Source organism: Acinetobacter sp. SA01 (assembly GCF_011319235.1).
In the GTDB taxonomy this organism is placed as follows: domain Bacteria; phylum Pseudomonadota; class Gammaproteobacteria; order Pseudomonadales; family Moraxellaceae; genus Acinetobacter.
In genome coordinates this window covers 59,427-78,416 of sequence record NZ_WXXM01000010.1, presented here as the reverse complement: position 1 = coordinate 78,416, position 18,990 = coordinate 59,427, and the positions used below count along the sequence as shown (strand labels likewise).

Annotated in this window: 19 protein-coding genes, 6 tRNA genes and 1 other RNA gene; 9 read left to right on the top strand and 17 right to left on the bottom strand. The window is 43.2% G+C overall.

The genetic code is table 11. The features are described from left to right. Positions 1 to 149 precede the first annotated feature (149 nt). From panD to GTU69_RS10670, 11 genes are all read right to left on the bottom strand, one after another. Positions 150 to 530, bottom strand: a complete 381-nt coding sequence (gene panD / locus GTU69_RS10720; protein WP_086196843.1) for an aspartate 1-decarboxylase — start codon at positions 528 to 530, stop codon at positions 150 to 152. A gap of 143 nt (positions 531 to 673) precedes the next feature. After that, positions 674 to 1,255, bottom strand: coding sequence for an aminoacyl-tRNA hydrolase (pth, locus tag GTU69_RS10715; protein ID WP_166170393.1), 582 nt, complete (start codon positions 1,253 to 1,255; stop codon positions 674 to 676). Between the two features lie 19 nt (positions 1,256 to 1,274). Further along, positions 1,275 to 1,571: a 50S ribosomal protein L25 gene (gene rplY, locus GTU69_RS10710; protein WP_086196841.1), complete on the bottom strand. Its 297-nt coding sequence runs from the start codon at positions 1,569 to 1,571 to the stop codon at positions 1,275 to 1,277. A 100-nt stretch (positions 1,572 to 1,671) separates the two neighbouring features. Then, positions 1,672 to 2,625, bottom strand: a complete 954-nt coding sequence (locus tag GTU69_RS10705) for a ribose-phosphate pyrophosphokinase (RefSeq protein ID WP_086196840.1) — start codon at positions 2,623 to 2,625, stop codon at positions 1,672 to 1,674. Between the two features lie 36 nt (positions 2,626 to 2,661). Beyond that, a tRNA-Gln gene (locus tag GTU69_RS10700) sits at positions 2,662 to 2,736 on the bottom strand. A gap of 91 nt (positions 2,737 to 2,827) precedes the next feature. After that, a tRNA-Gln gene (locus GTU69_RS10695) sits at positions 2,828 to 2,902 on the bottom strand. 41 nt (positions 2,903 to 2,943) lie between these two features. Then, positions 2,944 to 3,018: transfer RNA gene (locus GTU69_RS10690), tRNA-Gln, on the bottom strand. A gap of 27 nt (positions 3,019 to 3,045) precedes the next feature. After that, a tRNA-Gln gene (locus GTU69_RS10685) sits at positions 3,046 to 3,120 on the bottom strand. A gap of 1 nt (position 3,121) precedes the next feature. Next, entirely contained in the window at positions 3,122 to 3,952 is an 831-nt protein-coding gene (ispE, locus tag GTU69_RS10680) for a 4-(cytidine 5'-diphospho)-2-C-methyl-D-erythritol kinase (protein ID WP_166170391.1), read from the bottom strand. Positions 3,953 to 3,976: 24 nt separating this feature from the next. Beyond that, positions 3,977 to 4,558: a lipoprotein insertase outer membrane protein LolB gene (gene lolB, locus GTU69_RS10675; RefSeq protein WP_166170389.1), complete on the bottom strand. Its 582-nt coding sequence runs from the start codon at positions 4,556 to 4,558 to the stop codon at positions 3,977 to 3,979. A gap of 8 nt (positions 4,559 to 4,566) precedes the next feature. Continuing rightward, positions 4,567 to 6,279, bottom strand: a complete 1,713-nt coding sequence (locus tag GTU69_RS10670; protein ID WP_166170387.1) for a tetratricopeptide repeat protein — start codon at positions 6,277 to 6,279, stop codon at positions 4,567 to 4,569. 78 nt (positions 6,280 to 6,357) lie between these two features. Here GTU69_RS10670 and hemA point away from each other — a divergent pair, with 78 nt between their 5' ends. Further along, entirely contained in the window at positions 6,358 to 7,647 is a 1,290-nt protein-coding gene (gene hemA / locus GTU69_RS10665; protein WP_166170385.1) for a glutamyl-tRNA reductase, read from the top strand. 22 nt (positions 7,648 to 7,669) lie between these two features. Here the strand turns inward: hemA and GTU69_RS10660 are convergent, their stop codons facing one another. Beyond that, positions 7,670 to 9,577: a CHC2 zinc finger domain-containing protein gene (locus GTU69_RS10660; protein ID WP_166170383.1), complete on the bottom strand. Its 1,908-nt coding sequence runs from the start codon at positions 9,575 to 9,577 to the stop codon at positions 7,670 to 7,672. Positions 9,578 to 9,818: 241 nt separating this feature from the next. Next, positions 9,819 to 10,808, bottom strand: a complete 990-nt coding sequence (locus GTU69_RS10655) for an outer membrane protein assembly factor BamD (protein ID WP_166170381.1) — start codon at positions 10,806 to 10,808, stop codon at positions 9,819 to 9,821. A 71-nt stretch (positions 10,809 to 10,879) separates the two neighbouring features. On the opposite strand from GTU69_RS10655, the gene rluD reads away from it, so the two are divergent. Genes rluD through GTU69_RS10640 form a run of 3 tightly spaced genes read left to right on the top strand, consistent with a single transcriptional unit; the run spans position 10,880 to position 13,315 of the window. Continuing rightward, positions 10,880 to 11,932 carry a 23S rRNA pseudouridine(1911/1915/1917) synthase RluD gene (gene rluD / locus GTU69_RS10650; protein ID WP_166170379.1) on the top strand — a complete coding sequence of 351 codons (1,053 nt, stop codon included), beginning with the start codon at positions 10,880 to 10,882 and terminating at the stop codon, positions 11,930 to 11,932. Positions 11,933 to 11,980: 48 nt separating this feature from the next. After that, positions 11,981 to 12,721, top strand: coding sequence for a peptidoglycan editing factor PgeF (pgeF, locus tag GTU69_RS10645; protein ID WP_166170377.1), 741 nt, complete (start codon positions 11,981 to 11,983; stop codon positions 12,719 to 12,721). Positions 12,722 to 12,763: 42 nt separating this feature from the next. After that, complete coding sequence (locus GTU69_RS10640; RefSeq protein ID WP_166170375.1) at positions 12,764 to 13,315, top strand: flavodoxin family protein; 552 nt, start codon at positions 12,764 to 12,766, stop codon at positions 13,313 to 13,315. A 62-nt stretch (positions 13,316 to 13,377) separates the two neighbouring features. Here the strand turns inward: GTU69_RS10640 and smpB are convergent, their stop codons facing one another. Then, complete coding sequence (gene smpB / locus GTU69_RS10635; protein WP_086196831.1) at positions 13,378 to 13,854, bottom strand: SsrA-binding protein SmpB; 477 nt, start codon at positions 13,852 to 13,854, stop codon at positions 13,378 to 13,380. Between the two features lie 140 nt (positions 13,855 to 13,994). Between smpB and coaD the strand changes: the two genes are divergently transcribed. The 4 genes from coaD to GTU69_RS10615 all read left to right on the top strand — a co-directional run bounded on the left by coaD (position 13,995) and on the right by GTU69_RS10615 (position 15,310). After that, positions 13,995 to 14,486: a pantetheine-phosphate adenylyltransferase gene (coaD, locus tag GTU69_RS10630; protein ID WP_086196830.1), complete on the top strand. Its 492-nt coding sequence runs from the start codon at positions 13,995 to 13,997 to the stop codon at positions 14,484 to 14,486. Between the two features lies 1 nt (position 14,487). Next, positions 14,488 to 14,751 carry a YfhL family 4Fe-4S dicluster ferredoxin gene (locus GTU69_RS10625; RefSeq protein WP_166170373.1) on the top strand — a complete coding sequence of 88 codons (264 nt, stop codon included), beginning with the start codon at positions 14,488 to 14,490 and terminating at the stop codon, positions 14,749 to 14,751. Between the two features lie 26 nt (positions 14,752 to 14,777). Further along, positions 14,778 to 15,161: RNase P RNA component class A (rnpB, locus tag GTU69_RS10620), an RNA gene on the top strand. Between the two features lie 72 nt (positions 15,162 to 15,233). Continuing rightward, positions 15,234 to 15,310: transfer RNA gene (locus GTU69_RS10615), tRNA-Met, on the top strand. Between the two features lie 98 nt (positions 15,311 to 15,408). Here GTU69_RS10615 and GTU69_RS10610 read toward each other — a convergent pair. Beyond that, entirely contained in the window at positions 15,409 to 15,672 is a 264-nt protein-coding gene (locus GTU69_RS10610; protein WP_240921622.1) for a hypothetical protein, read from the bottom strand. A 285-nt stretch (positions 15,673 to 15,957) separates the two neighbouring features. Here GTU69_RS10610 and GTU69_RS10605 point away from each other — a divergent pair. After that, positions 15,958 to 16,034: transfer RNA gene (locus GTU69_RS10605), tRNA-Met, on the top strand. Positions 16,035 to 16,163: 129 nt separating this feature from the next. On the opposite strand, the gene GTU69_RS10600 is transcribed toward GTU69_RS10605, so the two are convergent. Beyond that, a complete protein-coding gene (locus GTU69_RS10600) occupies positions 16,164 to 17,189 on the bottom strand; it encodes a hypothetical protein (RefSeq protein ID WP_346764483.1) in 1,026 nt (341 codons plus the stop codon). Next, the gene (locus GTU69_RS10595) at positions 17,182 to 18,807 is read right to left on the bottom strand and encodes an NAD+ synthase (protein ID WP_166170369.1); all 1,626 of its coding nucleotides are present in this window, start codon (positions 18,805 to 18,807) and stop codon (positions 17,182 to 17,184) included. Before GTU69_RS10595 ends, GTU69_RS10600 begins: the two co-directional genes overlap by 8 nt. Between the last annotated feature and the right edge of the window lie 183 nt (positions 18,808 to 18,990).

Genomic DNA, 18,990 nt, shown 5'->3' with positions numbered 1-18,990 from the left:
CAGTGGGTACAAATTTCTATAGATGAATCAGTCATATCCATAGTCAAACTAAGAATAACTTTAGAATAAGTTTATAATTATGAATATGTAGGGTATAAAAAAGCCCGCAGAAGCGAGCTTTTTGAATATTTTGATCTGAACTGATCAGTTTAGGCAACCTGTACAGGAATACAGTTGGCGGTATGGTTCACTGTATTGTCCGGGTTAGCATATACCAGACGAGGTTTATGGGCATTCGCTTCAGCTTCGGTGAAATCGCCAAATGTTGCGATAATCATTAAATCGCCCACATCAGCCTGCAGGGCAGCACCACCATTGACTGAAATAATGCCAGAATTTTCTTCACCACGGATGGCATAAGTGGTAAAACGCTTACCATTAGTCACGTTCCACATATGAATTTCTTCATATTCACGGATACCGGCTAAATCCATTAACACGCCGTCAATTGCACAAGAACCTTCATAATGTAATTCTGCTTGTGTCACGACACAACGGTGGATTTTAGCTTTTAATAAACGAGAAAGCATGGCTAGCGTCTCCTTAGTCGACCTAAGATTTTATCTTAGTTAAATCAAATCACTTCTTACTGGATCAGTAATCCGCAGAAAGCGCATTTTGCTCCGAAAAAAGCAACATGGCAAGAAGGAAAATTCAATTATTTGTAGAATGATCAGTTCGGTTTGTACGCGTTAATTTGATTCATGGTTGTCTGAATGTCACCGTTTACCAGCAATTTAATGCGAGATAAAGCATGTGCAATGGCATCATCCATTAAACCTTGTTCGCTGCTTGGTGCTTTGCTCAGGACATGACCTGATACGCGTTCTTTGGAACCTGGGTGACCGATACCGATACGTAAACGATGGAAATTGGGACCTGTATGCGGAACGATATCACGTAAACCGTTATGCCCACCATGACCACCACCTGTTTTCAGGCGAATGACACCGGGATTCATATCCAGTTCGTCATGTGCGATGAGCATGGCTTCAGGAGCAACTTGATAGAATTTGGCGAAGGGTACAACACTTTTGCCGGAGGCATTCATAAAGGTTGTGGGTAACAGCAGACGAACGTCTTGACCTTCGATGTTACCTCGACCACTGATTCCGTGGAATTTAGGATCGGCTTTGAGAGAGATGCCATATTGTTCTGCAAGGCGTTCAACGAACCAGAAGCCTGCATTATGGCGGGTTTGGGCATATTCCTTACCAGGATTGCCCAAACCAACAATTAGCGAAAGTTTTGACACTAATTTACACCGTTAACACTTATGCGCGTTTAAAGTCAGCGTGCATTGGAGTGTTTTTAGCTGGGTGACGTTGTAAAGCTTGGATTTTAACGCTTTCAACTTTGTCACCAACTTTGATTTCAACAACTTCTTCAAAGAAAGCGTTGTCTTCAAGTGCTTTAACAAGTTCACGAAGTTCTAAAGTAACCGCTACAGGTTCAGCAGCACCACCGTAGATGATTGCTGGTACTTTGCTTTGAAGACGAAGGCGGCGGCTCGAACCTTTCCCTTGAACTGCTTCTTCACGTGCTGCTGCGTTTAATACGAAGTTTGCCATGATAGACATTCCTAATTTAAGTTTAATTAAGCTGAGTTTTCGACCAGCTCAGCGATAGAAAACCCTGCCAAAGGCAGGGTTTTGAAAATTTAGCGCTATATTATAGATAAGAATCAAACATTGCGCTAATAGATTCTTCGTTGTTAATACGACGAATTGTTTCAGCAACCATGCTGGCGACTGAAACTTGGCGAATCTTACCAAGTTCTTGAGCTTCTTGAGAAAGAGGAATGGTATCCGTAACAACGAGCTCGTCGATTACAGAGTTTTTCAAGTTCTCAATTGCTTTACCAGAAAGTACTGGGTGAGTTGCATAGGCAACTACACGGCGCGCACCAAACTGTTTCAGTGCATCAGCAGCTTTACACAAGGTACCTGCTGTATCCACCATGTCATCCACGATGACGCAGTCACGATCTTTTACATCACCAATCAAATGCATCACTTGTGATTCATTGGCTTTTTGACGACGTTTATCGATGATTGCAAGATCGATATCACCCATTTGTTTCGCTACAGCACGTGCGCGAACTACACCACCAACGTCTGGAGAAACAACCATTAGGTTATGGTGTTGCTGTTGACGAAGATCAGCAAGTAATGCAGGAGTACCGTAGATGTTGTCTACAGGGATATCGAAGAAACCTTGAATCTGGTCAGCATGAAGGTCGATCATTACTACGCGGTCAATACCGACAGTTGTCAGCATGTCTGCGACAACTTTTGCGGTGATTGGCACACGGCTTGAACGAGGACGACGGTCTTGACGAGCATATCCGAAGTAAGGGATGACAGCAGTAATACGACCTGCACTTGCACGACGCAAAGCATCAGCCATAACAAGGACTTCCATCAGGTTGTCATTTGTTGGGGCACAAGTAGGTTGTACTAGGAATACGTCTTTACCACGAACATTTTCAGTAATTTCGACAGCGATTTCACCGTCAGAAAATTGACCTACAGATGCTGCACCTAAAGGGATGTGCAGATGGCTTACGACTTTTTGGGCGAATTGTGGATGTGCAGTTCCACTAAAAACGACAAGATTGGGCATGAAGCACCCTTGGCGGTTGGAATGTTTGAAAGTAGATGGCAGGGGCGGCTGGATTCGAACCAACGGATGCCGAGATCAAAACCCGGTGCCTTACCACTTGGCGACGCCCCTAATGCGGCAGAACTTTAATATTTTTGCGGTTCTGTGTCAAGGTGAATTAACAAATGAACATGCAAATACTATTCTGTCTTTTTTGAGAAAATGGCAGGGGCGGCTGGATTCGAACCAACGGATGCCGAGATCAAAACCCGGTGCCTTACCACTTGGCGACGCCCCTAAATTTGATTGCTGTATTGTGATTTAAACCATAAGTTTAAATGGCAGGGGCGGCTGGATTCGAACCAACGGATGCCGAGATCAAAACCCGGTGCCTTACCACTTGGCGACGCCCCTAATACAGTAATCTACAGATGAATATGATGGCAGGGGCGGCTGGATTCGAACCAACGGATGCCGAGATCAAAACCCGGTGCCTTACCACTTGGCGACGCCCCTATCATATAACCTTGAAATGACGTAATGGTGATTCATTTAAACTATTGACCAAGTAAGCTTTACAAGGTGAATGAGCTAAAATCTCATCAATATTCATGTCAGCGGTTACTTCAGTAAAAACACAAGCACCTGTACCTGTAAGTTTTGCAATACCGAACTGGTCTAAATACTGCATCGCTTCATTTACTTCAGGATATAGGCTTTTTGCCAAAGGCTCAAAGTTATTTCCAAAGTTAAATGGCTTTAACTGATAGGCGCAAAATTTAGTAGGCTTCGTGTCTCTTGTCAACGTTTTTTGTGAAAAAAGCAATTGAGTGCTGATAAAACAATCAGGTTTAAGCACAATGTATTGTTTTTGATCTAAGTCTATGAATGTTAAGTGTTCACCAATACCTTCCGCCCAGGCATTGCGGCCATGGACAAAAACTGGAACATCGGCACCTAACTTGAGTCCCAGTTCGGCCAACTGTTCAATACTTAAGCCACATTGCCATAACTGATTGACCACAATGAGGGTAGTGGCTGCATTGGATGACCCCCCACCAAGTCCAGCACCCATAGGAATATTTTTTTCAATGCGGATATTTAAGCCTGAATATGCTTTTGCATACGGCTTTAAAATCTGTATTGCCTTGAAAATCAGGTTCTGTTCCAAATCAACACTATTTAATCCATTAATACTAATTTCAGGACTTGCTGTTTGGCTGAACTCCAGCCAGTCATACAGGTCAATGAGCTGAAAAATGCTTTGCAATTCATGGTAGCCGTCGTCACGACGGCCGGTGATATGCAAAAAAAGATTAAGCTTGGCAGGAGCGGGAACACGAATCATAGAATTTTAAACTTTTGAATAGGCTTAACGGTTTTGAATGAGCATTGTAATACGGTTTTCCTGACCGGATTCAAGCATATGTTTTAGAACTAGCTTGTTCGGTAACTGGGCTTGCTCGTTATAACTGAGATCTACTATCCAGCCATCTTCCAAGAACTGGATGGGGCGGTTTTGCTCATCTTTACTGATTTTTGCCAGCATGGTTGCCGGTTTGGCCTGAACCCAATCGACTAAATGAGTAATCGGGGCTTGCCAGCCTGTGGCACGCTCGAGTAACTCTTCCGGACTATCTGCTGTAATCAACCCGGTTTTTGCACTATTGAGGGTGACATTACCCGGTTGGCCTGAAATCTGGGTTTTACCCACTCCCAAAATTCCGCTTAATTCGATGTCGAATGCATCCTGCTGTTGTACCCAGGTAAAAAAGGCACTGCCAGATTGTCCCGGAGTTCTTACCCCAATTTTACCTTGCAGATTAAAATTCTTCGCAGCTTCTGGAATTTGAGCAACATTCGGTGCTTGAGGCTGGGTGTATTGTTGGCAACCGCTCAGGATTAGCGTGCTTGCTGCAATCAGGCTTAAACTGAATTTTGAAAAAATGTGCATACAGATAGTTAACTCTTTTTCATTTGTTGCGGTAACAGTAACGATTTCAATTGCTCTAATTGCGGATCATTCGGATGATTTTTTTGTAATTGTTGTAACACTTCATTAAATTTTGTCAGTTCACCTTGCATGTATAAAGATTTGGCATAACGTACACCAATTTTCACATTTTGACTTAATTGGTAGGCTTGCTCTAACACTTGAGCTGAAGTTTTAAAGTCATTTTGTAAATAAGTGATATAGCCTAAAGTATCTAAAATAGAGGCCTGTTCCGGAGCAAATTCCAGAGCATGTTCAACATACTTGCGGGCTTCATCTAAACGCCGGTTTTGCAGGGCAAGCGTATAGGCATAGGCATTTAAGTAAGTTGGGCTATTTGGCTCAATTTCCAGCAATTTTTTCAATAATTTATCCAGTTTATCTTTGTCTTGAAAAGCATCAAGTAGTAACACTTCGGAGTAAATTAGTTCCGGGTCATCCTGGACGTTTTTAATGGCTTCATCGAGCAGGCGTATTGCTGCTTTTTTATTGTCCATGCGTTTTAAAATATCGGCCTGAGCCTGATAGAGGAAACTGGCATATTGTGGGTAATTGACCCGTTCTTGGGTGAGGAAGCGCAGTGCATCGGTGGGCTGGTTCTGGGCGGAAAAAATATTAATCATGTTGCGGCGCGAAACTGTGTACAGGCTGCCATCAACCAGACGGTAATAGGCTTTTGCAGTTTCAAAATGTTGTTTACGCTCGGCATTGACTGCTAGATAATAATAGGCCTCATTTTGATATTGCGTGGAATATCGCAGCTCAACTAAATATTTTTCAGCTTTTTCATATTGTTCTAAGTCAATACTGGTTAAACCGGCAATAAACAATGCTTCTTCTTCATGGGGCCATTTTTTTAACAGGGCTTCAAGTTTATTGAGAGCTTCTTCTGACTTATTTAATTTAATCAGATATTTAATTTCCGCTAAGCGAACTTCGATATTGTTTTTATGTTTGCGGCTGGCTTTATCGTACCATTTTAGGGTTGCTTCATCATCCCCCAAGGCACTGAGTAAATTGGCCTTCATTAAAATAAAGCCGGTCACATTGGCACGCTTTTTTAATGCACGACTAATGGTGGTCAGGGCCTGCTCCAGTTGCCCGTTTTGAGCTTCCAAGCCTGCAATCAGCACCAGTACAGAAGGATTGTCCCGTTCTTTACTTTTACGCAAGGCATCAATCAGAAAATCCCGATCTTCAGGGTCTTCAGGGGCAATTCCGGCCAGAATTTTTTCCAGGTCTGCATTGGGGTCAATATTTAAAATTTTGTCCAGCGTTTCTGCGGCCAGTTCATATTCATGGGCTTTTAAGGCAATATGTGAAAGATAAAATAAAGCCGGCACATCGGTCGGTTCTTGCACCACCCAATGGGTGGCAATATCCAGGGCTGCTTTTAGATCATTCTGTTCAATCGCAACATTTAAGGCGCGCTGTTTAACCGTGGTGGAATTGCTTTTAATTGCAAGCACGGTGTAGTTGTGTAATGCTGTGGGAATGTCTTGATAGGTCAGTGCAAATTCAGCAATCATGCTTTGTTTTATGGCATTATAATTTGAATTGGCATGATAAATTTCTCCAGATGCTCTAATATGAGCACTGTAAGCCATGCTACCCACAAGTAAGAATGTGGTAGAATATTGCTTAATTGTCGCGCCGTTTATCCGGCTATTTGTTTGACGCAATTTTTCTTGATCCAAGTAATGCTTTTTATGACACCAATACTGCACAATAGCATAAATTTAGCGAAATGATGATCTGATATGTCTTTCTTTGCATTGGGTGTCAACCATCAAACCGCCTCTGTAGAGCTGCGTGAGCAGATTGCATTTAATCCTGAAAAATTAATGCACCTGCTTGCCCTGCAAAGCCAAAACCATGACCTGAATGATATGGTGGTGGTCTCTACATGTAACCGCACCGAAGTTTATGCCATGTCTGAAAATGCGGACATGGTAATGAATTGGCTCGCCGAAGCAAATGGCCTAGATGTTAAACAATTGTTTAATCATGTATATCGTTACGAAAATGCGCAGGCAGTGACCCATTTAATGCGGGTAGCCAGTGGTCTGGATTCACTGATGCTAGGTGAACCGCAAATTTTGGGACAGGTGAAATCTGCATTGTCTCTGGCTAAAGATGCACATACCGTTTCGCTGGATTTAAACCGAATTTTTGAATACGCCTTTTATGCAGCCAAACGTGTGCGCTCGGAAACAGCAGTGGGGAGTCATGCTGTTTCGATGGGCTATGCCGTTGCCCAGCTGGCCCTGCAGGTGTTTAGCAAACCTGAAAAACTGACCGTGATGGTGGTGGCTGCTGGGGAAATGAACAGTCTGGTGGCGAAGCATTTAGCGGAAATGGGAGTGGGGAAAGTCCTGATTTGCAACCGTACCCGTGCGCGTGCAGAAAGTTTGGCACAAGAAATTGCCCATCGCGTTGATGTGGAAATTATTGAATTCTCTGATTTGGCTGCAAATTTACACCGTGCAGACGTCATTTCAAGCTGTACCGGAAGTCTGCATCAGGTTATTTCATATCAAGATGTTAAAACAGCGTTGAAAAAGCGTCGTTATCAGCAAATGTTGCTGGTCGATTTGGCCGTTCCGCGCGATATTGATCCCAAAGTGGAATCTCTGGATGGCGTTTATTTATATGGGGTGGACGACCTGCAAAGTGTGATTGACGACAATCTTGCCCAACGTCGCCAGGCTGCGGTTGAAGCCGAGGTGATGGTCAATCAGTTAGCTACAGAAATGCTGACCCAGGAAAAAATCAAAAAAGCTGGCAGTACCATTCAAGCTTATCGTGAACAGGGTGAAGTACTCAGGCAAGAAGAACTGGCTTTGGCAATCTCACGTCTGGCTAGTGGTGACAATCCTGAGCAGATTTTGCAGGAATTATCGTATCGCCTGACACAAAAACTACTGCATCCGACTTCAATCTTGTTGCGACAGGCAGCCAAGGCTGAAGATCCGGCTTGTTTTGAATCGATGCGTGATCAATTAGAAGATGTATTTGCTAAACGGCGTAATATCAAGCATAAATCATAAATACTAAATTATAGCCGCTCGCTTAGTCTTCCAGCAGGGTAAGCGAGCGCTTTTTATCAATCTCGTAAATTTTCTGTTTCAGGTTGCGCATTTCGGCAATGCTGGTGAACTTTTTAGATTTGAGTTTTTGTTGCAAACATTGATATTGCAGTTTGATGGAAAAATCTTCTGCCAGTTTATCGGCCTGCTCAGGTGATGAGGTGTAATCACTGACATTGGCATGTAGCAAAATATTTTGCAGATCATGGTGATAAGGCGCACAGGCACCTAAGACATAATACTGCGACAGCTCGGTATCATCAGGTAAATCCTCAAAAATGATATTGAAGATATCAAGAATTTTAAACAGCAGTTGATCGTGTGAAATCAAGGCGCGTAGCGGTTCAAAATGAATATACAGATAGGGGTGATTCATTAAAATCGCAATGACATATTCTTCTGCATCAATCTTGGTGCTAAAGCTTAAGGATGCATCATTGTTGACCTGAGGTTGCCATTTGCGGTTAAAGCCCAGTTTTTCTCTAAAGAACTGCTGTAATAAGTAACGGTACGAACCCTGTTTTGGCAACAGTTCGGTCAGTTGACGTAATTCACCCATGACCTGACTTTTACCTTCTGGCTTGGTCACATCATGATTCTGGGTAAGATGCGCAAAGACAAAATCGGAGAGTAATGGCGCTTGCTGTAACAGACGGTGAAAGTTTTCAATACCTTCACGGCGAATCAGCGAGTCTGGATCGTGATCATTGGGTAACACAAAAAACTTGAGTTCACGGCCATCATTGAGTAGCGGCAGGGCAATTTCGAGTGTACGGCGGGCGGCTTTTTGTCCGGCAGCATCACCATCGAAAGCAATGGTAATACGGTTGTTTTGTTTGAATAAAATATTCAGGTGTTCGGTATTACTTGCTGTTCCCAAGGTCGCCACAGCCCCGGAGATGCCATATTGCTGCAAGGCAATAACATCCATATAACCTTCAACCATCAGCCAGTCTTGGGCTTTCTGTTTGCGACCTTCATATAAACCATACAGTAACTGGTTTTTATGAAATACTTCGGAGTCAGGCGAGTTGATGTACTTGGGTTTGATTTCGTCATTTAAGGCACGACCACCAAAACCAACGACGCGACCTTTAGCATCACGAATCGGGAAAATCACCCGATCACGCAGCAGGTCAAAATCGCGTCCATTGTTACTGGTACGGATCAGCCCCAGTAGTTTTAAGCCTTCAATATCCTGTGGAAAAGCTTTTTCCAGATGTTGCCAATCTTCTGGCGCATAGCCTAAACGCCAATAGTCAATGGTCTCTGCACTTAAGCCACGTTGCTTGAAATATTGCTGGGCACTGGTACTTTGTGGTAACTGGCGCTGGTAATACTGGGCGATGTTTTCCAGTAGATCAAACAGGTTGCCGTCTTGTACGGTTTCTTCCATTGGCATCTGTTCAAAAGATGCAAATGGATCATCATAGTATTCGGTTTCTTGCGCCTGAAATTCTGCAAAAGGATCAAAGTGTGCTACAGGCGCTGCATTCGGTGTTTGATCGGTGGTGTTTTTCGGTTGTTCTTGCAGCTGTGTTGCTGCGGCAGGTTTTATGGATTCACGTTTATATTTGATTTTATTACTGTCGTTATTGTCTTTTGGTAGTTCAATACCAGTACGGCTCGATAGATCCTTCATCACATCAATAAAGTTACGACCGTCAATATCCATTAAAAAGCGGATTGCATTGCCGTTGGCCTGACAGCCAAAACAGTGAAAATATTGCTTGTCACGATAGACATGGAAAGATGGCGATTTTTCCTGATGAAAAGGGCAGCAACCTGAATAGGTGCGACCAGTTTTCTTGAGTTTCACGCGCTGACCAATCAGATCGACAATATCGGTACGATCCAGGATTTGATCAATCGTGTGTTGAGGAATAGCCATAGGTATGCAATCGGGTGGTAATTTATCTAAATGGCTGACAAATAAGCTGTCAGAATTTCCGCATATTAAAATTGCGGCATCGGTTAAAAGTTAATTTGTATACCTTTTGCGCAAAATGATCAATATGATGCATTGAAATGACAAAAGGGCAAGTATGATAACTTGCCCTTCATGAAAATGCGACCGATAAGCCAAGCTTATTCTGATCTTGGCATCCCAGTTGCTGCCTCTGCTTGTGATATTATTGCTCTGGTGCAGGAGGAATGCTGCTTTCAGTTTTAGGACGATCCAGCAAGCCAAAACTGATGCGATTGGTGAAACTGCGTTTTTCACTCTGCGCTGCATTTTGCTGTTGCTCTGCTTCGGTCGAGCTTTGCGCTTCGCGACCAAAAATACCTAGAGTGGCGCGGTTAAACCAGCTGCCTTCACCATGTGCAGCACGCATGTTCACGCTACCATCAGCTTTAACCAGATGCGGATAATTCAGCTTTAACACTTCAATGTACTGCTGTGAAGTCTGCTGATCGCCCAACTTGTCATACCCGTAAGCCATGGTGGCTAAAGCTTCAGGAACTTGCGGGGTTTGTGGATAATGTTCGACTACCCATTGTGAACGTTCAACGGCAGCAAGCCATGCTTTACGCTTAATATTAAAGCGCGCCGCGTTCATTTCACTTTCAGCCAGCTCCGTGCCAATGAACTTCATACGCTGTGCCGCATCGACAGCATAAGTACTTGATGGGAAGCGACGGATGAAATCGACAAAATTCTGATAAGCCAATTTTAAATAGCTGACATCACGGTGTGACTGTTTTAATGAGGTATAACGCAATAGGCCATCATAGTTTTGTTCCATGTTCGCGACACCACGAACATAGTAGGCATAGTCCACATTCGGATGTTGCGGGTTTAAACGGATAAAACGCTCAGCCAGGGCAACTGCGCCTTCATAATCTTTTTGTTGAAATTTAACGTATAACAATTCTAGCTGTGCCTGCTGGGCATAGTCACCTGTTGGATAGTAGGTATCTATGGCTTCAAGGTGCTTGGCTGCATCGGTATATTGACCACGTTCAAGGGCTTTTTCAGCTTTTTGAATATAAACTTGTTCGCTAGATTGTGGTCCTGTGTCTACCACTTCTTTCTTTGGATTACTGCTACAGCCCACTATTGCCGACGCAACGCCTAAAGATAAAGCAAGCATTGTCATTTTATAACGTGGTAACGACATAAAAATTCCTCTGTTAATACGGGCAATGAGCTACAATTGCACTATTAAACCACTTTTGTCTGAATGAGCAAATGAGTCAAGCACAATCTTCTAATTCTAATGTCCCTGAAACTGATTTCAATTTACTTGAAGATTCTGAGGATGCAGATAACCATACTTCAGACTCAACTGCAACACGTTTATCGTTGCAATTTCAATTGGATGAAAGTTATTTAGGGCAACGTATCGATCAGGTTGCAGCGTTAGTCTGGAGCGATTTTTCTCGTGAAAAATTGAAGCAGTGGCTGAAAGATGGCCATTTGTTGGTAAATGGTAACACTGTCAAACCTAAGTATAAATGTGAAGGCAATGAGCTGCTTACGCTGGATGTAGAGCTGGAAGTTCAAACCAAAAGCCTGCCGGAAAATATTCCCCTCAATGTGGTGTATGAAGATGACGATATTATTGTCATTAACAAACCGGTTGGTATGGTGGTTCATCCAGGTGCGGGAAATACAAGCGGTACACTGGTAAACGCCTTGCTTTATCATTATCCAAAATCTGCCGAACTGGCTCGTGCCGGTCTGGTACACCGTATTGATAAAGACACCAGCGGTTTGCTGGTGGTAGCGAAAAATCTGGAAGCCCAGTTTTCTTTAAGCAAGCAATTGGCGAAGAAATCGGTATATCGTCTCTATGATCTGGTGGTGTACGGTAACATTATTGCCGGTGGTACGATTGATGAGCCAATCAAGCGTCATCCGGTCGATCGAGTAAAAATGGCCGTGTTGCCGGGTGGTCGAGATGCAGTGACCCATTACAACGTGAAAGAACGCTTTCAGCATTTCACCCGTGTGCAGGCACGTCTGGAAACCGGCCGTACCCATCAGATTCGTGTGCATTTTAGTTATCTGGGCTTTGGTCTGGTCGGTGATTCGGTGTATATGAGTCGTGTCCGTGTACCGGCAGGTGCTTCAGAATTACTGGCCGATACTTTACGCGGCTTTAAACGTCAGGCCTTGCATGCAACCAAACTTGGACTGATTCATCCGCACAGTGGTGAAGAAATGATGTTTGAGGCACCATGGGCAGATGACTTTGCGCAGTTGATTGAGGTATTGCGCAGTGAAAATAAAGCCTACTAAGTGGTTTTATGGCTGGTGAATCATAAGGAAAAGCACAAGGAAATAGACATGCAATTTGTTCAAGGGCTTCCGGAAGGTGTATGTGTGGGGCAGACGCGAGTGCATCATGAAAAAATTCAGCCTTTAGCTCAACCTGAACTTGCAGGATTTAACCTGGCCTTGCATGTGGGGGATGATGCAAAGCGTGTACAGCAGCATCGTATGGCTTTACTGGCGGAGTTTACTGAATTCGGGGTCGATAAAGTGACCTGGATGACTCAAACCCATAGCACCATTTGTCATACCATCAATGAAGAAATCCCTTTTCAGGCCCTGGAAGGGGATGGATTGGTGACCCAGCGTAAAGCACATGCCTTAATGATGATGACTGCTGATTGTTTGCCTGTGGTGCTCGGCAATGCAGATGGGACGGAGATAGCGAATTTGCATGCCGGCTGGCGAGGTCTGGCAAATGGTATTGTTGAAAATACCATTGCTGCCATGCAAACCCAGCCAACTTGGGCATGGTTGGGCGCTGCGATTAGTCAGCCCTGTTTTGAAATTGGAGCAGAAGTCAAACAGGCTTTCTGTTCCAAATACCCTGAACTGGAAGATGCTTTTAAAGCGGGTGAAAAAGCAGATAAGTTTTATGCTGACTTATATGCGATTGCACGATTTATCTTAAAGCAACATGGGGTTGAAGTTGTGCTGGGCGGTGACCAATGTTCCTATACACAGGCAGAAGAATATTTTTCCTATCGCCGTGCAGCCAAAACCGGTCGTATGGCAACATTCGTGTTTATGATTTGAAACTGTTAAACTTGTTGATTAAAACTTACTGCTTTTATTGATATGCTTTTATCCACTAAATCTCTTGCTATCGTTTATCACAGCCCCTATGGACATACTGCAAAGGTCGCTTCTTTCATTGCTCAAGGGGCCAAGCAAACCGGTATTCAGGTACATTGCATGAATATCGAGCATGTGGATTGGGATGTTTTGGATCAGGCTGATGCTATTATATTCGGTTGTCCGACCTATATGGGCAGTATTACTTCAGCCTTGAAGCTATTTATGGAGCAGTCATCCAAACGCTGGCTGGCACGGACCTGGCAAGGTAAAATTGCAGCGGGTTTTACCAATGGCGGCGGATTGAGTGGTGATAAACTGGCAGTATTGCAGCAGATCAATCTGTTTGCCATGCAGCACGGCATGCTGTGGGCAGGTTTGCCGCTGATGCCGACTGGGCGTGGTTCGCAGGACCTGAACCGGATGTCGGGCTTTTTGGGATTGATGACCCAGTCGGATAATGCCCCGGTAGAGGTGACACCACCACAAGGTGACCTGGATACGGCTATCTGGTTTGGTGAATATCTGGCATTGTTAGCAAACAGATTCAAGTAAGTTCAGATTTTTTCAGAAATTTAAAAACCTCCAGCTGGAGGTTTTTTTAATTCAGGTAAAAATTATTTGTGGAAAATCCGGGCCTTGTCACGCTGCCAGTCCCGGTCTTTTTCAGTCGCACGTTTATCGTGTAACTGTTTACCTTTAACCAGGGCAATTTCCAGTTTGGCTAATGGACCTTTCCAGTAGCAGGCCAAAGGTACACAGGCATAACCTTTCTGATTCACTGCACCCAAAAGTTTTTCAATTTCGCGGCGTGAAAGCAGCAATTTGCGTGTGCGGGTGGCTTCAGGCACCACATGTGTTGAAGCAGATAACAGGGGCTGGATTTGTGCACCAAATAAAAACGCTTCATTGTTCTTGAACAGAATATAACTTTCGGTAATGGTCATCCGCCCGGCACGCAAGGACTTGACTTCCCAGCCTTGTAAAGACAACCCGGCTTCGAATTTATCTTCAATAAAATAATCATGGCGAGCACGCTTGTTCTGCGCAATAGTGCCACCAGTATTTTTTTTAACTACGATTGATTTCGACATAATACGCATATTCCAAGATTAGTTCTATTTTGCCTCAAACTCGCTCTGAGGTGAAGTTTTTTCAAAAGTAAGGAGATTGTTCACTAAAAAAAGAAGTTTTTGTTAAAATAGGGCTCTACTAAAAACTAGAGTAAAAATGGATGACTAAATCTCGCGTCATTTATCCAGGCACTTTCGATCCAATTACCAATGGACATATCGATTTGGTGTCACGTGCAGCGAAAATGTTTGATGAAGTTGTGGTTGCTATTGCCATTGGTCATCACAAAAATCCAGTCTTTAGTTTGGAAGAGCGAGTGGAACTAGCAAAAAAATCGCTCAGTCATTTGCCTAATGTAGAATTTGTCGGCTTTGATGGTCTGTTGGTCAATTTTTTCCGTGAACAGAAAGCAACAGCTGTGCTGCGTGGATTACGCGCCGTATCTGACTTTGAGTACGAATTTCAACTGGCCAACATGAACCGCCGCCTGGATGCAAGTTTTGAGGCGGTATTTCTAACCCCTTCAGAGCAATATTCTTTTATTTCATCTACTTTAGTACGTGAAATAGCACGCTTAAATGGTGATGTCGCGCAGTTTGTACCGCAAGCTGTAGTTGAAGCCTTTAAGCGGAAACAACAGCAAGGTTGGTAAAGTGTCTTTATATATTACCGATGAATGCATCAATTGTGATGTCTGTGAGCCGGTGTGCCCGAATGAGGCGATATTCATGGGTGAGGTCATTTATGAAATTCACCCGGATTTATGTACCGAATGCGTTGGGCATTTTGATCAACCGCAGTGTCAATTGTTCTGTCCGGTCGACTGTATTCCGCATGATCCCCAGCATGTGGAATCACAAGATGACCTGATGGAAAAATATAAAAAGCTGATTGCACAAAAAAGCACCAGTAATTAGTGCTGAAATTTGTTAGCATACGCCCCGAAGTGAGCCAGACGATCGCTGCTGTGGAGATCTCCGTGATTGAAGCAGGGGAGGAAAGTCCGGGCTTCGTAGGGCAGGGTGCCAGGTAACGCCTGGGCGGTGAAAGCCGACGGCAAGTGCAGCAGAGAGTAGACCGCCATCTTTGCAATTTCCCTTCGGGGAGACCAAGAGAGATGGTAAGGGTGAAAGGGTGCGGTAAGAGCGCACCGCGTGTCTGGTAACAGTTCACGGCAAGGTAAACCCCACCAGAAGCAAGACCAAATAGGAATCCTTCAGGCACGGCCCGTGCTGGATTCGGGTAGGTCGCTTGAGCGTACGAGTGATTGTACGCCTAGAGGAATGATCGTTCACGACAGAACCCGGCTTATCGGCTCACTTCACCAATTTTTTTACAATTATTGCATGATATTTCTTGACATGAAGTTCCCTGAAATAGATAATACGCGCACAGTTTTGGCTATGTAGCTCAGTTGGTTAGAGCACCGCACTCATAATGCGGGGGTCACAGGTTCAAGTCCCGTCATAGCCACCATTTTCATAGACCACGTTTATAAAAGCGTGGTCTTTTTTTATGTCTAAAATTTATCTTAAAAAATCATTATTCACATTGAATTGAACTGGCATCGAGTTTTACTTTAGGAAATTTTTGCTTATATTTTCCAGAATTTTTGGCTTTTTATCTTTTCCAAACATGATCTGTTGCAATTGATCGATTTTATTTTTAGTAAGATGAAACTGTGCATAGTGCAAAGCAATCTGGTTTTGCGTAGCAATCGTTAATTTCTTATCTTCTGCAATATGCTCAATACGATAGAGTTTTTGCTGTGCTTGAATGCGTTGTGCCGGGGGGTGCGCTTTTGCTACATGGTCAAAAGCTGTTGATTGTTGATCCATCACCAATCCTACAGACTCCATTGTAATTGACGAATATGGGTGAAACTAACTGGCAGAGGAGCCACTCATTAGGGGGATTAAGCTGATGGCGATGAATTTGAGATGCATTTTATTTCAATATTTCAGTGCTTTAATTTTAAGGTTTAAGTAGGAGATAGCTGGAATAAATCGCTGTTTTGTTTAAATATTAACTGAAAAAAAATAAAACGCTCAAACTCTGAACACTCATAAAATAAAGGGCTTGACGCTAGTTGTCGAAATCTAGATAATGCGCACACAGTTTATGGCTATGTAGCTCAGTTGGTTAGAGCACCGCACTCATAATGCGGGGGTCACAGGTTCAAGTCCCGTCATAGCCACCATTTTTATAGACCGTGCTCTCAGCATGGTCTCTTTTTTTATGGTTCAAAAAAGTCAGGTCGATTCTCAGAAGCAGAAAAAGGTCTGTTAACTATCCATTAATAAAATGCCAACAGAGCTTGTATAAGAAATTAAAACTTTTCTTGAAGATATTGCTCAATAAATTGATGAGTAGTTTCGCTGGCATAAAAAGGTGAAATCAGCGCCTGAATAATCCCGTCTAGCAATCCTTGTTGTTCTAGGGCTTGAAGAGTGTAGGGTATAAAACGGTGGGCTTCCTGATGTAAGTCTTCTTCATCTAGTCCGACAGATTGCAACAGTTCCTGTAAGCTGTAGTTGGCGAAATAGTCATAAAAGCCAGCCACCACATCCAAAACTACCTGTTGCAGGTATTCTGTTTGTCTTAACTGTCGCCAGGTTTCATAGACCAGAATAAAGAACTCTTCAAAGTCTATGGGCTGGAATTGGGAAAAAGTTTCCCGCAAGGTTCTTTGTTTAATATCTTCCCATAAATGCAGGCTGATGTCTGCTAGCTCTTCATTCGGCAGTAAAAACAGGTTTGCAAGTTGTTTGACCAGAGCGTGAGCAAGTTGCTGCTCCAGCTTGAGTTCAATAGCCTGTTGCTGGTCTTGAATAAAACTGAGTATCTTGGAACCCAAACCTTGTTGATGGGTATTGAGCTTGCGTAGATGATCCAGCCAAGGCGTATTACTTTCAAGAATCTGGTTCGCTAGCTGTAAACTGACATGTTCGACTTGCGGATTGTGCTGCAAATTATCATGGATGTAGTGACGCAACTGATCCAGTTCGAGAATCTTGTACATCCATAATTCAAAAGTTTCATCAGACAGCAACGCGTTGATTTGAGTCTGGCTGTTCATTGCCAGCTGATGAATTCTTTGAGAAACAGCCCCGATGAACTCTAAAATTTCAGCACCTAGATTCAATTCAAAGGCATATTTTTGAACCACCTCTTGTAGCGATTCAAGTTGAATAATCTGTTTTAAAGCAATCTGATCTGAAGAAATATAAATATGATGAACAAATTTTTCGATATAAGGATTATGTTGTTCTGCTAATAATTGTTTTTTTATAAAGCGGGTTTGCTCAAGCATAAGCGCTTGAGCAAACTGTTGGGCTAGGTGTTTCTTAGACACCTGGTGCCCATCCATTCATAATTGGATAACGGCGTTCACGGGTAAATGCGCGTGAGCTGATACGCGGGCCAATCGCACCTTGACGACGTTTATATTCATTACGATCTACCAGGCGAATGACTTTTTCCACCACTGCTTTATCAAAGCCTTTGGCGATAATGTCATCCTGACTCATATCTTCTTCAATATAAGAATAAAGAATGGCATCCAGTACTTCATAGGCAGGTAAAGAGTCTTGGTCTTTCTGGTCTGGACGCAGTTCTGCAGAAGGTGGGCGAGTAATGACACGCTCTGGAATGACTGGAGTCTCTGAAATGCTGTTACGGTATTTCGCCAGTTCAAACACAATGGTTTTATACACGTCTTTCAGCACTGCATAACCGCCAACCATATCGCCATACAGGGTGCAGTAACCTACAGAAAGTTCAGACTTGTTGCCGGTAGATAAAACCAGATTACCAAACTTGTTCGACAAGCCCATCAGTAAGGTACCACGAGCACGGGCTTGCAGATTTTCTTCAGTGGCATCTGCAGGGCTGTTACCAAAGAATGGATACAGGGTTTGCATGAAGCTGTTCACGATTGGATTGATTTCAGCAATACCGAAAGTTACACCCATGGTTTTGGCCTGTGCAGCGGCATCTTCTACACTGATTTGAGCGGTGTAAGTATAAGGCATCATCACGGCCTGAACTTTATCTGCACCAATCGCATCAACCGCGATTGCCAGTGTTAATGCTGAGTCAATGCCGCCCGATAAACCAAGAATCACGCCAGGAAAACCAGAACGCTGAACATAATCACGAGTTGCTAAAACCAGACCTTGATAGATTTCAGCCAAGGTATCTAAAGCAGGTGTTACTGTTCCGACTTTATAGGCTTTTTGTTCGGCTTCATATTCGGCGTAATAAAGATCTTCTTTAAAACTTGCTGCCTGTAAGACAATATTGCCATCTTTATTGATCACAAAGCTGGTGCCATCAAAAATCAGGTCATCTTGACCACCAATCTGGTTGGTATAGACCAGATTAATATTCAACTGTTTAGCCAGTTGACTCATGGTGGTGACACGATGTTGCGGTTTACCTACTTCATAAGGTGAAGCATTTAAGACCAAAGCTGTTTCAACATTCAGTTGAGATAACTGATGCACGGTACTGAGTGACCAGATATCTTCGCAAATCAGCACACCAAACTTATGACCTAAATATTCAAAAACCAGGTGTTGATGGCCTTCGCTGAAATAACGCTTTTCATCAAATACACTGTAGTTTGGCAAGTTCTGTTTGTTGTAAACACCCAGCACTTGTCCATCTTTCATTACGGCTGCAGAGTTGTAGCGGTGACCCTCTTCACTCTGATTGACAAAACCAAAAACCATCACAATGTCTTTGACTTGACTGAGCAGCTCAAAAGCTTTTTGTGTGCGTTTTGCCAAGCTAGGACGGAGTAATAGATCTTCTGCAGGGTAGCCTATAGTTGAAAGCTCCGGGAAGAGAATTAAATCAGCTTTTTGTTTTTTGGCTTCATTTATCTGTTCAAGCATCTTTTGAGTGTTTGCTTCGATATTGCCAATATGCGGAGAGAATTGTGCAAGGGCAATTTTAAAACTTTTCATTCCAACTTAATCCTATTACCTATAGGGATGTATACACAGACTTAGATTTATTATGATTATGCGTTCAATGCTGTGTACGTGACGACAAATAAAATAGAAGTATTAATCAATAATTAGCAATTCGATACTATATACGAATTGCATCGTTTATAGAGAAAAAAACAAAAAAAATCTGAATTTAGA